Below are 14,032 nucleotides of genomic sequence, written 5' to 3'. Positions count from 1 at the left end.
AAGAAATTGAATTATCACCGAATGGCAGTGCATTTATTTTAAGAAACTAATAGTAAAAATTTTTGCAATTTTTGAAAAGGTGTTTTACTGTTTAAAGATGAATGACAGCGTTCAAAGTTGTAAAAGTAATAATATTTATTTAAATAATGTTGGAGTTCGTTCTGATTTAATTTTTTATCCTTAGCATAAAATAATTTGGTATAATGTTGATGGAATTGTTCAATTTTGCCATTTGATTGTGGTGAACGAATCGGCGTAGTTTCGTGAACAATTCCGTTCTTTGAAAGAAAGGTTGTAAAAGGCCTTTCTTTTACTTTGTATGCTTTTTTATTACTTCAGTTAGTAGTTGTAAATTCTGGAGCATTATCAGTGCGAAGGCGTTTAATGGTTATGCCAAGTTCGCTAAAATCTTTCATTGCTCTTTGGACAGCGTTGATAGCATTATTAGTTCCCAAACTATCATAAACATAACCAAATACTATGCGTGTCATTTCGTCAATGAAATCATAAATGTAATATTTTTTATCAACCGGAAAATTTGATGTAGTAACGATTTTGGCATCCATTTGTAAAAGACCGATATCGGAAACTTCATAACACTTAAAATGGCGTTTAGTTTGTTTTATTTGTTGTTTTAATTCTTTTCAACGATGGTCAGATTTAATTCAACGATAAAAAGTTTTGATATTTTTAGGAACTTCTGAATTTTTAATATCGTGAAAACCGATTTTTAAATTGTTAAATAAAGACCACATTCCGTCGGCTTGAAGATTTTTGTAATCAAAATATAAATCACATACTTTTTCACGAGAATTTAAACTATATTGATAATTAAGATTTTGTGGCTTTGTAGTTTTAAACAATAACAAATCTAAATTGTCAGAATAATAAGCGGTCATAATTTTTTCTGCCCAACGATAAAAGGTTTTCGTTGCATTCTTAAAATATTTTTTAATAAGTTTTGTTAAAGTAGTTTCTTCCATATAAAAATAAGTGCATAAATTTAAATAGGAAGTAATGCGTTTTTTAGTTTTATAGTAATAAGGATTACAGCAATTAGCACTTAGTCAACTTTGTACTTTTGCTTTTAAATCTGCTAAATCAGCTTGGGAAATAATATATTTCATTTTTTAAACTCCTTAAATTAAGAAAATCGTATTACAAAAAATACGATTTTCAAAAATATTTATTAAATTACTAATTTTTATTAGGCATCTTGGCAGAAAATAAAACTATACGATAAAGGCTTAAAACTTTTTCAAATGAAATTTTTACATTAACAATTTCTTCGAGTCAATAACTATCAACATCGTAAGTAAAATTATAAATACGATAACCATTTATTTTTTTATAAATACCATTTTTGTTATAGAGATTAGTAAATTCTGAACTAAACAAATAAAATTGTTTTTGTGATAATGGAAAATCAGGTAATAAAATATCACTTTTGGTAAAATCAAGCAAAACAGCACCAGTATCTACATTAGGAATTATAATTAAACCACTATTTTTAACACTAGCAAACTCTAAATCGTATGATTTAAAATCATTACTATTTTTATTGCACCCAGAAACAAACATTACACATACTAAATTTAAAGTTGATAAAAATTTTCGCATAAAGAAAAATCCTCCTTTCAAAGGAATTATATTATAAAAAATAATGGCAATATTTAAGAAAACTTTTTTAATATCATTAGCAAAATTGCTAAGGGCACCACAAATTCGAATAACATCTGAAATGCCGGAATAATTTCAAACACCGGAAATGCTGTTTTCGTAAAATTAATCGTTATTTTGGCAATATCCGCAAGGGGGCGAATTAAAAGATTAATCCCCGAAAGACCAAGTAATCAATTCAACATACTAACAGAAGCGTGCTGAATGCCACAAGATATGGCACTAAATAAACCTCAATAAGAACAGTTGGGTGTAGAAATTAAGTCATTCATATTACCGCTTATTCCGCCACCAATAAAAGCTGTTGAATTCAAAATGTTAAAATCGTATAAAGAATAATGATATTCAGTACTTTCATTTTTCTTTTTATATAGTGGAAAAGTCAGCGTAAAAATATTAATCCCATACATTACATCGACTTTAGCGTTATAAAAATGCAGTTTATTATTAGTGGCGTTTCATAATTGGTTATCATACGATTTTAATACATTAAAATCTATTTGATAAGAACTTTTACCACTGTTAAAACCATTGGCAATTTGTTTATCTTTAACAAAGAAATAAGAACGAAAAATCATATTCTTACTATTTTCGATTGTTGAACCAAAGTTAATCAAATACTGTTTGGGATAAAAAGTAATTAAGGAACGATAGAAAAAGCCCATTTGTAAAACATTTTTAGGAATTTGTTGTATTCCTTTGTAATCTAATTCTACATAAGTAGAGGCATCTGTATCAAAACTCGCATAAAAGAATTGTACGAAAAAACCACCTAAAACTTTATAAATTTTATTAAATAAATCATTAATGAAATCAATAGTTAAATCTTTTTGATAATGAAGCATAAAATTTTTAAAATCAAATTTTAATTTATCATCATAGCGTAAAAAATGGAATGTATTACCATAATAATTAACTTGTCCAAAAAAGGTATTAATAAAATCTCCTCCAAAACTTGTTCGCGAGCCAGATTTTCAAAGTGATTTACCATTTTCTAAAAACTCATTATTACCCACAATGCTACCATGCTCAGTTTTTATAGTAATAACATCACCAAAACTAGAAAATAAAAGTTCTCTAAAAATAACTTTTTCAATGAAACCAGGAGGATATGAATTTTTGCGACTTAAACTAAATTTACTATTTTGTTTAAAACCATTTAATTTAATTGAAATTTCACTCATATATTTAAAATTATCGTCAAAAAAATTAAAAATTGGCACTCAATATAAATAACTATAATTAAATTTATCAAAATCTCGGCGTTGTATCATTAAATAATCAAGTTTATCTTGAAACTGATTATACTGATATTCACCATCCTTTTTAGTTATTGCAGTCGGTAATAGTTGTTCCTTATCTTTTTCTGGTAAAGGAGGCATATCGGCAGAGAATAAAACTATACGATAAAGACTTAAAACTTTTTCAAATGAAATTTTTACATTAACAATTTCTTCGAGTCAATAACTATCAACATCGTAAGTAAAATTATAAATACGATAACCATTTATTTTTTTATAAATACCATTTTTGTTATAGAGATTAGTAAATTCTGAACTAAACAAATAAAATTGTTTTTGTGATAATGGAAAATCAGGTAATAAAATATCACTTTTGGTAAAATCAAGCAAAACAGCACCAGTATCTACATTAGGAATTATAATTAAACCACTATTTTTAACACTAGCAAACTCTAATTCGCAACTATCTCCACATTGACTAGGATTAGTGGCTCGTTTTTGTCGTTTTATAAAGGATTGTTCCATATTAGGTTTTGGTGGTTGTTTTGTATCAAAGAAAGCACCTAGAGGGACTAAACCAATAAAAACAATAACTAACCAAGAGATAATTTTATACATATCTATATTTGTCCTTTCTTCTTTGTTTAACTTCTTAAAATAAGGTATATTGTTGATAAAATGCAAATTGTTCCTAAAATTTGAAAAATCGGATGTTGGGAAAATAACCTTATCATTGGTTTAAACAAATCTAAAATTTTAATATTATTTGATAGAACTTTATTAAAATATTCTAAACCCTCACGCACATAGGCTCATAAACCTAAAAAATCATCTAAAGCAAAAATAGAAAAAACAGCAACAAGAATAAATAATATTATTAATTTAAACACATTTATTTACTCCTTTGATTTCACGATTTAAAATTTTTATTTTGTCTAACTGTGGTAATTTGACCGCTTTTTCTGTGGTAAAAATTACCAACTTATTTATTGACTCCTCAATCAGCAACTGATTTTCGATATTTTTTACGAAAACCAACTTTTGGTCGTTCAATATGAATACCTAAAATGCCACCAATCACAAGATTTATCACAAGCATAATTAGTGGAAAAATAATAATACGAATATCTGTTCCCGGAATCGTTAAAGTTCAAATTAAATCAAAAACTTTATAAAACATATCGCCAATCAAACTAGCCATTTTTTCTAAGTTTTCCATTTTTTAAACTCCTTTACTTATTTTTCTTCTTTAGATTATTTTTTAACTTAGTAAGTATCTTACTGAATTTTTCCATTTTTAAATATTCTAATGCTTCAATATCCATTACATTATCATTTCAAAATTTATGCTGATAATTATCATTCAAAGCACGATTACTTAATTCACGCAAGAATGATAAATATTTATTATCGTAAAGATTTAAAATTGACATCGGAATTTTCAATTTAAAGAAATAAATATCTAATTCCGGAATGCTACGATACTTGATTTTGCGACCTTTTTTATCATTTTTTGCATTAATCAAAGTTAATCGTCATTGTTCGTATTCGCTTACCGATTTAAAAGTGCCATAAATAACTTGCAAATAGGGTCGGAAAATACTAACCGGTTTTTTTCTAATGCCAACAATTATTGAATTCGCAATATCACGAACTTTAACTCATATATGTTCAGCTCGTTGTCCGCTTGCTAATACGATATGGGTAAATTGCCGAGCCGAAGCGAAATATTCTTGTAAACCTTGGGTTACTCTATCATTTTCTTTATAATCAGTTCCTTCTAAAAATAAATTAGTTTCATCTCATAACAGTAAATGTTTTTCATCTAAAATTGGATAATTATAATCTAAAAGTGACATATGCCCTAATGAAAGCATTTGTTTATCCGTAATCGGAAAAGTAGAAATCGTTTTTCAACCACTTAATAAGTAAGAAGCTAAAACCATTAAAGCGGTTTTTCCAGTTCCTAAAGCACCAATTACTAAATTTAAAGGTGAATTTAATAAGAAATTAATAAAACTACGACGAGCAAAGAAATGAGAAATTTTAGTATATAAAATATACAAAGCAATTAATAAATAAATAATATCAAATAACATTCGTCAACTTTGAGGATTATAATAATGTAAAATCGCACCATAAAATCACGCAATAATAAATAAAGTGCGATTTAAAGCGACAAAATCATATAATCTTAAATTTATTTTTTTAAACAATAGCATCACTTAAATCACACTTTATTTATTTTTATTACTATCTATCTGCCGGGCATTAATTTTTCAAACATTTTGAAAGCGATTAAAAATAAACCAATAATCACGCCAAGCAAGAAAACTCAATATGTAGCAAAGAAATTAACAACATTTGGCATATTACCACCAATAATATCAGTTCAAATATTACCAAATGCTTTAATTAATGCTTTTCATAAGTTAGTAACCGCTTGTTCACCAGTAATTGCTACCGGTGGCGTTATTGCATCAAGAAAAGTTCTAAACATATAATCACCCCCTTTCTAAACAAAATATGATTTAACCTTATAAAATAAAATAACCATAAATAAGATAATGAATACTAATACCATTCAAAAAGCAATGTTTGCTATTAAAAGTCAAAGTAGTTCTTTGGTCAAATCAATTTCTTTGCCAGAAACTCACGCCGGAATAACTTTAATTTGAATAAATAAATCTCAAAAATACAATTTTGTCATTTCTCAATCTAAATCTTTTCAAGCAACTAAAAACATAATAATTACCGCTTAAAAGGTCAAAAAAGTAGAAAAATAATGGCCGAGAAGAGCATTACAATTATTAAAATTGAAAACAAAAATACAACTTGGGGTGGTAAATCGGCAGTTGGATAAATTAATTCAATTAACTCAATAATTATTTTTTTAAACATTTTCTAAACCTACTTTTTAATTTCTTTTTCATCTTGTTCTAATAAATTTCGCTTAAACTTTGCAATAAATATTCGTTGTGAATAAGTAAAATCTTTTGGCAACTGTTTTGCTTCACTACCATATTTCTTTTTATCTTTAAAAAACCGATAAATATTAACTGCAATATAATATGCTAGTAATAATGTTAAAATCGTAAAAAATACTAATCCAAATATACTCATCTTTATTTTCTCCTTAATTTTCTAATCTTTTAATATGCAATATCAACACAAAGTCAATTATCACCGACTAAATCAGTTCTAACAGATTCAACTGCAGATTTAGACGCTCAAATTTTTTGTTCTAATCCAGTTTTTTTATTAATAGAATATATAAACTCTTGACAATAATCTTTGCCAAACTCATCCACATTAACTCACATTTTCATTTCTAAAACTCCTCAAAAAATTGCAATAACTTAGTTAAATAACTCAACTAACATCGATAATTAACGGGCGGAGCATACGCTTTCCGCACCGTTTAAACACCATAAAAGCCAACTAAGATTTTTTTTACCCCTTATTTTTAAAACACCGTAAAACATCTTTAAAATGAATTTTTAAAATAATCAAAACTTACAACCTTTTTATCATGTTCTTTTTCCGCAACAAAAAACCTAACAACTCATGACCTAAAATCAAATTAGATTCTTGTCCTTTATTATTAACCAAAACCAATTGATATTTACCATCTTTAATTATTCCAATACAAATAGAATTTTCATATTTCCCTTTGTAAACAAATTGTTTTGAAAATCAAATACCAGCAGGTTCATATAATCACGGAATTTTTGGTGCTTTAATAAGCATTGCCTTTTGTGTTTCTTTTAAAAGATATTTTTCAGTATTTAAAAAAATATTTTCAATATTTCGCATATGCATACCACCCTTACAATATTTAGTTATACTAAACTAAGTTATATTTAACTTAGTTACTTAGTCTTTTAACTTAGTTTAATTATTTCTCTTTAAACTTTTTCTTTAAACTAAATTAACATAACTTTTTAGTAAACTTTGTTTACTAAAAAACTTAGTTTATCAACAACAAGGCCCAAAAAAATATAAGGCATAACTAAAAATAATAAATATTAATTTAACCTTATATTTCTTGTAATAAATAAATGAGCTCGTATTTATTTATTAATTAACAGCAAGTTTGTAAAAACCAAAATCTTGTCATATGTATATGGTTTCTACAAAATATAGTTGTTAGTGTAAGGTAACACAGACATTTTAGACCAGTAAGAATACTCCTCTTAACAATAATTTTTTAAAGGAGGTAGGTATTTTAATTAATAAAATTAAACTAACTTTATTAATTTATTAACTTGTTCGAACAAAAACTAAATTCTATTTAAAAAGTTGTGTTGTAAATATGAGAACACTTTTTAGGTGTGCCAAAAATGCTTTTTGGTAATTTCTAGCATTTCTCGTGCCTAGTTAGCTAACATAACTTAGTTAATAAGAGAGATAACATAGATTGCTTAGATAGTTAACTATGTTAGCTAACTAGGAAATTGCATATAAGGAAGGATATATATTCTTTTTTTAAAAAACCAAAAAATTATTGATATGAGGAGTTAATAAATAATGACTAACTTAAAAAATTTATTTTTGAATAAAAAATATATTGTTGCTGAAACAACAAATGCGATTTTACTATCAATTCCCAATAGTGGTGGTGGTTCTTGAGTTCCTCGCAAACTAGTATACCCATCAATTAAATATGCAAATCAGATGGTGGTCGGTATTTTTACAGAAAATGATTATGAAGTTATTAAGTATGATGCCAACGGTGCACAGAAAATTACAACCATTAAGGGGCAAGAAATTATTAATTTGTATGAAGAAGTTAAAATTAAAAATCGACAAAAATTTTTAGAAAATATTAAAAAATCTGAACTTGATAAAGATATTAATTTTAATTATATTATTCCCGAATGACTAAAAGAAACTGATTTAAATTAGTTATTAAATCTTGAACAAGTACGAAATGGCTAAAAAATATTGTTATGTTATATATTCTTGCGAAACCAATGAGTTAGTCGGCGTTTATGATAGTGTTGCTGAAATTGTAGAACGCTATTATGGGCTTTCGCGTAATAATCCTAATTTTAAAAGAAAAGTGCACTCATTAGAAACTGTAATTTATTACAAGAAAAAAGCCATTCGTCCGCGGAAATGAATTATTTATAAAGAAATAATTGAGGAAGATTAATTAATGGAAAACAAACATTTTTATTGACTTAAAGCGTTATGCCAAAAATATTCTTATAAAGAATTAATTACAGCGTTAAAAGCAATTAATTGTCAATTAAAAGAAAAATTATTGCAATGTGAGTTTAAAAGAATAGAAAATTATTGTAAGCGAAAAACTAAAAAAACTTATGATTATCAAAATTGCTGTGTGCCCCAAGAAAAATGTACTCATTTTCTTTGATGACAACACATAAGGATAAAAATATAGTATGTCTAAATCTTTATTGAGGCGTGGTTCACCGCTTCCGATTACTCAACGAAAAAATGTAGTTGTCATAAGGTAAGTATTTAATTTATGAATTATATAATTGGTATTGACCCCGCAGGAATCGGTTCTACTGGTATTGTTGTTTGGAATTTTGAAAATTCATGCATTGAATTTAACGAAACAATAATTTCTGAAAGCATTGAACAAGCAATTTTTAAAATTAAAAAATTATTTGATAATTTTAAAAGAATAGAAAATTTTAAGCCATTGTTTATTATTGAAAATTTTTTCTTAACTAAAGGTAGAACGATTACCAATCCTTTAGCAACCTCAGAACTTATTGGAGCAATAAGCAGTCTTTTAAGATTTAAATATCATTGGCACTTTCTTAGACAAGAGCCTTATAAAAAGAAAGGATTTTTTTACAAAGGAAACTTAAAACTTACCAAACACGAGCACGATGCGTGAAAGCATATTCAATACTTTTTGAGTAATGAGGTAAAACAAAATGTTAAAAGCACTAAAAACTAAAAAAGAAAATAAAGTAATTGACTATGTTAATTTTGTAAATTTAACAGTTATTTTAAAAGATATTCCCAAAATCACAGAATTTAAGCAAAAAATAGCTATTAGTAGTGTTGTTGTTAAAGTTGTTAATGTTCAGGTTAGTTGAGCGGGTCTTAATTACACAACGCTCTCTATTTATGAAGAAAAGTTGCAAAAAGAATTCTTAAAATTAAAAGAACACGATATTATTTTAATTGAGGGAAAATTACATAATCGTTATTATTCAAATAAGACCACCCACAAAACATTTTTTAGCATTGAGGTTGAAAAATTTAAAAAAATTGGAAAAAAAAGAAAAAATAAATAGCTAAAAACTCAATAATTAGAAAAACTCATTAGATAATTAAAATATCAAATGAGTTTTTTATTTGAAAAAGGAGTACACACCAAATGAAAATTAGAGATAAAAAAATCGTCTTTATTGGTGAAGACGGACAACCCGAAAAAAATGCTGATGGAACTTTTAAGGTGAAAAATTTATATCGTGGCTTCACTGAGCAAAATGACTATACTGCTAATTTTCAGGAAAAAGCAAAAAATCTGTTACAAAGAGAAACGGATGCACTAAAAAAACTTGCCGACAAAGAAAAAGAACATTTAACTTTTAAAAAAGAACAAGAAATTAATAAATTAATTCAAGATGCTAATATTGATAATCAATTTATTAATTTTGTGAAAAACTCAATTAATTTTGAAAATGACATTGAAGTAATTAAAAATGATATTAATAATTTTGTGGCCACGATACCAAAAATTAAACACACATTAGACACAGGAGGCGTTCCAAATAAGACTGATGATAAAAATACTAACCCTTTTAACTCAGAAGAAATAATTTTTTCATCAGATGCTTTAACCCCTCAGGAGTTAATGTTTAAAAGAAAGGAAGATAAATAATAATGGCGTTTTTTATTAATGTTGACCAATTAAGAACATTGGTTTCAAGCAAATGAAGACCCGAATTTCCACGAACAGGAAGTTTAATTCACCAACTTTTTGCAAATGAAATAGCTTTTACCGAATTTGAATACGGTGAAAAGGTAGTTATTCCACTTGCAACGGACGGAGTTATTAATGAAACATGAGACCCAAATACTGGTTCCAAATCTAACTATGCAAAGAGAAAAAAAATAGAAGCTACTTTGGACAAGGTAATTGATATTCAAGAACGCATAGGGCGTTTAGAGAGTAAAGCAGTAGGTCCCAAATTCATTGAAAGTAAGATTATTCGTCTTCGCCAACAAATGGCTGAAATTTATGACAAATACGATGCTGAACAATTAGTCGCTGGTGGTACAGCAATTGCAACCGCAAAACCGATTACTAAAAACACAATTCTTGAAGAAATGGCAAAAATGCGAATTGCTGTTGTCAATTCTGAAAATGAGTGGACAAGTGGCTTCTTGCTCGCGACGGCTGATGTAGTGACAGAAGCTACTTATGCGAAATTGGTAACCGCTTCTCCCGATGGCGTGCTAGGAATGGTTAACGGAGTTGTCGGTGTTGTTAATGGTTGTATAACTATTGAAGTGCCTAAATCTCGCTTGCCCGAGAATGTTAATATGATATGAGTTAATACTTTGGCATATGCGACATTTACAGGTATTGATTTGCCTATGGATGTAGGTATGTATACAGACGAAAAATATATGGGACAAGTTTATATCGCTGAACGAGAATTTTTTACTGGTAAAGTTGCTGTAGCAAAAATGGTTCATTATCACAAATCAACACCAGACCCAGATAAATCAAAACCAGTATCGGGTGCCGGTTCAGTTCAAGGTGGTTAAAAAGAAAATTAGGCTATAGTATAGGTGGTTTTTAGATTATGCCCATCGGAACTAATATAACTGCTTTGCAGTTGCGAGTTATTAAAACTACTACGCGGTTGCCTCAAAAACAAGAAAATGATTTTTTACTGGAATTATTAAAATTTGTAGGTGTGCAAGTCGTTGGTATTTTATTAGCAAAGTTTACTGCAGGTCTGTCGCTAAAATTTTCTCTAAGTGCTGGATTATCCAATTTAACATCCCAATTAATTGCTTCAAGTGTGCGTGTTGTAACTGATTTTACAATTAATCAAGTATATGATATTTATAGAGAACAAAGTAATACAATAAGCACTTTACTTAATTTAACGCCAGCTATTGGTGAAATTAGTAAGATATCAAGAGCTTATAAAACAACAAAGTTTTTTAATCTAGCGAAAGAAAATAAAATTATTAATCACTTAGGAATAACAACGGCTAATAATTTAGAGCAGGTTATTTCGCGGGTTCATAATAAAAAAATTATTCTTGACAAATATAAAATTTGATTTGACTATACTAAAAAACCAACTAAAGAAACTATGCTAAATCATTTAGGATTTTTGGCACGAAAACAATTTGTTAAGAATTATAAAAGTGCAAATGTAACAACATTAGGTCAACTTTTGGAAATGGAAACATTACTAAGAAAAATTAATCCTAATCTTGTAACTAAAACAAGGATATTTAAAGAAAAATGAGGTAATCAATTTTTAAATCGTTACGGAACGAACATTAATGAAATTTCAAAAATGCCAACAGAAAAATGATTTAATTTAATTACCCAAATGCAAAAATCAGGAATTCGTCAAGGTACATTATTATCACTAAATACTTTACGAGCAGAAAATGTTTTTCGTTCTCAATTTCTTAAAAGATTTAATAAAATTATGGAAAAATCAAAAAAATTACAAAAACTGACGCCAGCATATCAAATTCAAAAAGGTTTAAATAAAGTGTTTGAACCTGTAAGAAAAACGATTAAAGAGATAGAATTAAAGACTAAAACCAAAATTCAAGAATATACAAATTTTAAGAACATTATTTCAAGAGTGCAAAAGAAAATAATTACCGATGGTACTTTATTGCCATTAATATCTGATGTCTTTTTTGCAGTCAAAGTTAAACCAACAGGAATACTAACAGATATTGCGATTACAATTTACTACCAAAATCCTGAATATCGACCAATAGGACCAATAATTACTACTCCCTTAAAATTACAACAGTTAATAACTGCATCTTGTCCTTTTAAATTTTATATGTATGAAAGTGGTTGATCAATTGGTTGGGGTAAAGCTAAAGGTAACATATTATCTTTAATGCCATTTTTACCAGCAAATGTTCAAGAATTTTACATCAATAGCATAAAGTTATATCGAGTTTTAACTCCGCTTTTAAAAATAACTTATGACCGTTATAAAGAAGGAAATTTATTTAAAGTTAAAGAAAATTTAAATCAAGTTTTTAATAAAGACAACTATGTTAATTGAGCCGTTGATAGCGTTTTGGGCAAGGGAATTGTTGGGCGAAATGTTAAAAACCGCATTGTTAGGCCACTTGTTAAAAACAAAAATATTAATTTTAAAATTAATGCTAAAAATATGATCCAAAAACAAATAACTAAAAAAATTACTACTATCAATAAAAAACTAAATCGGAAGTGATAAAAAATGCTCTTAAAAGAACTTTGACCAAATATAACCATTAATGGTTATCATACTATCAAACCACTTACCGGAACCTTAGATGCTATACCATCTAAATATAAAGATTTAAATTTTGCTAATTTTGATGATTGATTTAAAACTTTCGCTTTAAGAGCTCAAAATGATTGCAACATGTATCTTGACTTTATCTTTAACAAGTGAGAATTTACTACTTTTCCTGATGAAATTAAAGAAACTGTAATGGACATGATTTATATTTTGATTGAGCATTGGGTATTTAACAGAGTTCCAGTTGAATTTTTTGTTAATGCAACAAATAATTTGAATACTTCTAGTACAAGTTATATTGCCTATACTCTAGCAAATAATACTCAAGATATGATCCCGCAAAGAGCTAAAGCATTAGCTAATTTTACAGAATTAAAAAATTTCTTAATTCCTTATAATGATGAAAATACAATTGATGCCAATATGATTGATTTAGGTTTGTATTACAGTAAATTTGTTGTTGATAAGTTATTAGAAAAAGAAAAAAATGAACGAATTGAAGTTGATAATGAATTAAGCAAAGCCGTTCATGATGAGAAGATAGATAGAATTGTAGGGGATAGACTTAATGATAGTTTTACTTTAAAAAAACAATTAAAATTTTTTCAAAGTCGCTGTCAAGATTACACATGCCCCCAAAATCCTAATCTTATAGGACCTGTAACTAATTTAGTTATTGAGGAATATGCAAGTTCTGATTATGAACATGAAACAGAAACTTTAACGGTATCTTTCCCTAAACAAATTGGCACTTTACCACCAAATGCTTTACAACCTAATCCTCAAGAGGGCGATTATACGCATGCTACAACAGCTGATTTTTCTGCCAAATTACAAAAACAACTAAACAATATTGTACAAAAACTACCTAAAAATGAAATTTTATTAGTTAATGAAGAATTGGAAAACTCTGAAGGTAAATACTCATTAGCAAGGTTTAATATTGCTAATTATACTTTTTGCCAACTTAGTATTGGATATAAGTATGAATATGTACAAGAATGAGAAAAAGAATTAGTTATTACCACGCCATTATTAAATGTTATTAATGACAAATTTATTTTTTTCGGTGAACAATATCGTGCATTTGATTCAGGAACCATTTCTTTTGAAGTCATTATTGCACTTAAAAATAATCAAATGGTAGTAACTAATCGTGGCTTAAGTAGTCACAGTAGTAAAGAGTATGTGCCTGTGAAAAAAATAACTTTGAAGCAAATTATTTTAATTAAATATTAAAAACAAAGGAGAAAGTATCATATGAATTCAGAAACAGTGGCAAGTATTTTTACAGCAATTATTGGCGGTTTGGGTGGAACGGCTGGCATTACAGGAATAATCTCAGCTTTAAAAACAAAAAAGGAGGCAAAAAAAATGGAGCAAGAAAATAAAGAAGCGTTAAATAAAATTGATACCAAATTAATGATTATAAATAATAAGATTGATATGGTTATTGCTATCAAAAATAATAACGCTAATAAAAACGAGATTAATATTAATAAACCAAAACGAGGAGCTAAAAATAATGCCTAAAAAATTATTTTGATTGAAAATGTTAATTTACTTTTTAAACTTTATTACTCTAGGACTTGTTCCTTTGGGAAAATTAAT

General features: G+C 27.4%; 21 protein-coding genes. 10 read left to right on the top strand and 11 right to left on the bottom strand.

Annotation, left to right across the window (positions count from 1 at the left end):
- Positions 1–38: 38 nt before the first annotated feature.
- From AAHJ00_RS05080 to AAHJ00_RS05030, 11 genes are all read right to left on the bottom strand, one after another.
- Positions 39–1,127: a DDE-type integrase/transposase/recombinase gene (locus tag AAHJ00_RS05080; protein ID WP_342223654.1), complete on the bottom strand. Its 1,089-nt coding sequence runs from the start codon at positions 1,125–1,127 to the stop codon at positions 39–41.
- A gap of 70 nt (positions 1,128–1,197) precedes the next feature.
- Positions 1,198–1,620, bottom strand: coding sequence for a hypothetical protein (locus AAHJ00_RS05075; RefSeq protein ID WP_342223653.1), 423 nt, complete (start codon positions 1,618–1,620; stop codon positions 1,198–1,200).
- Positions 1,621–1,673: 53 nt separating this feature from the next.
- Complete coding sequence (locus AAHJ00_RS05070) at positions 1,674–3,539, bottom strand: hypothetical protein (RefSeq protein WP_342223652.1); 1,866 nt, start codon at positions 3,537–3,539, stop codon at positions 1,674–1,676.
- 26 nt (positions 3,540–3,565) lie between these two features.
- Entirely contained in the window at positions 3,566–3,811 is a 246-nt protein-coding gene (locus tag AAHJ00_RS05065) for a hypothetical protein (protein ID WP_342223651.1), read from the bottom strand.
- Positions 3,812–3,903: 92 nt separating this feature from the next.
- Entirely contained in the window at positions 3,904–4,140 is a 237-nt protein-coding gene (locus AAHJ00_RS05060; RefSeq protein WP_342223650.1) for a hypothetical protein, read from the bottom strand.
- 13 nt (positions 4,141–4,153) lie between these two features.
- Entirely contained in the window at positions 4,154–5,143 is a 990-nt protein-coding gene (locus AAHJ00_RS05055; protein WP_215826150.1) for a hypothetical protein, read from the bottom strand.
- A gap of 35 nt (positions 5,144–5,178) precedes the next feature.
- Positions 5,179–5,421 carry a hypothetical protein gene (locus AAHJ00_RS05050; protein ID WP_342223649.1) on the bottom strand — a complete coding sequence of 81 codons (243 nt, stop codon included), beginning with the start codon at positions 5,419–5,421 and terminating at the stop codon, positions 5,179–5,181.
- 15 nt (positions 5,422–5,436) lie between these two features.
- A complete protein-coding gene (locus AAHJ00_RS05045; RefSeq protein WP_342223648.1) occupies positions 5,437–5,667 on the bottom strand; it encodes a hypothetical protein in 231 nt (76 codons plus the stop codon).
- Positions 5,668–5,831: 164 nt separating this feature from the next.
- Positions 5,832–6,044 carry a hypothetical protein gene (locus AAHJ00_RS05040; RefSeq protein WP_215825617.1) on the bottom strand — a complete coding sequence of 71 codons (213 nt, stop codon included), beginning with the start codon at positions 6,042–6,044 and terminating at the stop codon, positions 5,832–5,834.
- A gap of 29 nt (positions 6,045–6,073) precedes the next feature.
- Entirely contained in the window at positions 6,074–6,250 is a 177-nt protein-coding gene (locus AAHJ00_RS05035; RefSeq protein ID WP_342223647.1) for a hypothetical protein, read from the bottom strand.
- A gap of 187 nt (positions 6,251–6,437) precedes the next feature.
- Positions 6,438–6,737 carry a hypothetical protein gene (locus AAHJ00_RS05030; RefSeq protein WP_342223646.1) on the bottom strand — a complete coding sequence of 100 codons (300 nt, stop codon included), beginning with the start codon at positions 6,735–6,737 and terminating at the stop codon, positions 6,438–6,440.
- Positions 6,738–7,451: 714 nt separating this feature from the next.
- Here AAHJ00_RS05030 and AAHJ00_RS05025 point away from each other — a divergent pair.
- From AAHJ00_RS05025 to AAHJ00_RS04980, 10 genes are all read left to right on the top strand, one after another.
- Positions 7,452–7,829 carry a hypothetical protein gene (locus AAHJ00_RS05025; protein WP_342223645.1) on the top strand — a complete coding sequence of 126 codons (378 nt, stop codon included), beginning with the start codon at positions 7,452–7,454 and terminating at the stop codon, positions 7,827–7,829.
- Between the two features lie 25 nt (positions 7,830–7,854).
- Complete coding sequence (locus AAHJ00_RS05020; protein ID WP_342223644.1) at positions 7,855–8,079, top strand: hypothetical protein; 225 nt, start codon at positions 7,855–7,857, stop codon at positions 8,077–8,079.
- A gap of 3 nt (positions 8,080–8,082) precedes the next feature.
- A complete protein-coding gene (locus tag AAHJ00_RS05015) occupies positions 8,083–8,328 on the top strand; it encodes a hypothetical protein (RefSeq protein ID WP_342223643.1) in 246 nt (81 codons plus the stop codon).
- An 87-nt stretch (positions 8,329–8,415) separates the two neighbouring features.
- The gene (locus AAHJ00_RS05010; protein WP_342223642.1) at positions 8,416–8,859 is read left to right on the top strand and encodes a hypothetical protein; all 444 of its coding nucleotides are present in this window, start codon (positions 8,416–8,418) and stop codon (positions 8,857–8,859) included.
- Entirely contained in the window at positions 8,837–9,202 is a 366-nt protein-coding gene (locus AAHJ00_RS05005; protein ID WP_342223641.1) for a hypothetical protein, read from the top strand. Before AAHJ00_RS05010 ends, AAHJ00_RS05005 begins: the two co-directional genes overlap by 23 nt.
- 83 nt (positions 9,203–9,285) lie before the next feature.
- Positions 9,286–9,792 (top strand): hypothetical protein, encoded by a 507-nt coding sequence (locus tag AAHJ00_RS05000; protein ID WP_342223640.1) that lies wholly within the window; start codon positions 9,286–9,288, stop codon positions 9,790–9,792.
- Between the two features lie 2 nt (positions 9,793–9,794).
- The gene (locus AAHJ00_RS04995) at positions 9,795–10,685 is read left to right on the top strand and encodes a hypothetical protein (RefSeq protein ID WP_342223639.1); all 891 of its coding nucleotides are present in this window, start codon (positions 9,795–9,797) and stop codon (positions 10,683–10,685) included.
- A 98-nt stretch (positions 10,686–10,783) separates the two neighbouring features.
- Positions 10,784–12,373, top strand: coding sequence for a hypothetical protein (locus AAHJ00_RS04990; RefSeq protein WP_342223638.1), 1,590 nt, complete (start codon positions 10,784–10,786; stop codon positions 12,371–12,373).
- A 3-nt stretch (positions 12,374–12,376) separates the two neighbouring features.
- Entirely contained in the window at positions 12,377–13,660 is a 1,284-nt protein-coding gene (locus AAHJ00_RS04985) for a hypothetical protein (protein ID WP_342223637.1), read from the top strand.
- Positions 13,661–13,681: 21 nt separating this feature from the next.
- Positions 13,682–13,954: a hypothetical protein gene (locus AAHJ00_RS04980; protein WP_342223636.1), complete on the top strand. Its 273-nt coding sequence runs from the start codon at positions 13,682–13,684 to the stop codon at positions 13,952–13,954.
- Positions 13,955–14,032: the final 78 nt, after the last annotated feature.

The sequence above is a fragment of the Spiroplasma endosymbiont of Asaphidion curtum genome (genome assembly GCF_964031085.1).
In the GTDB taxonomy this organism is placed as follows: domain Bacteria; phylum Bacillota_I; class Bacilli_A; order Mycoplasmatales; family Nriv7; genus Nriv7.
This window is presented reverse-complemented; position numbering and strand designations above follow the sequence as displayed.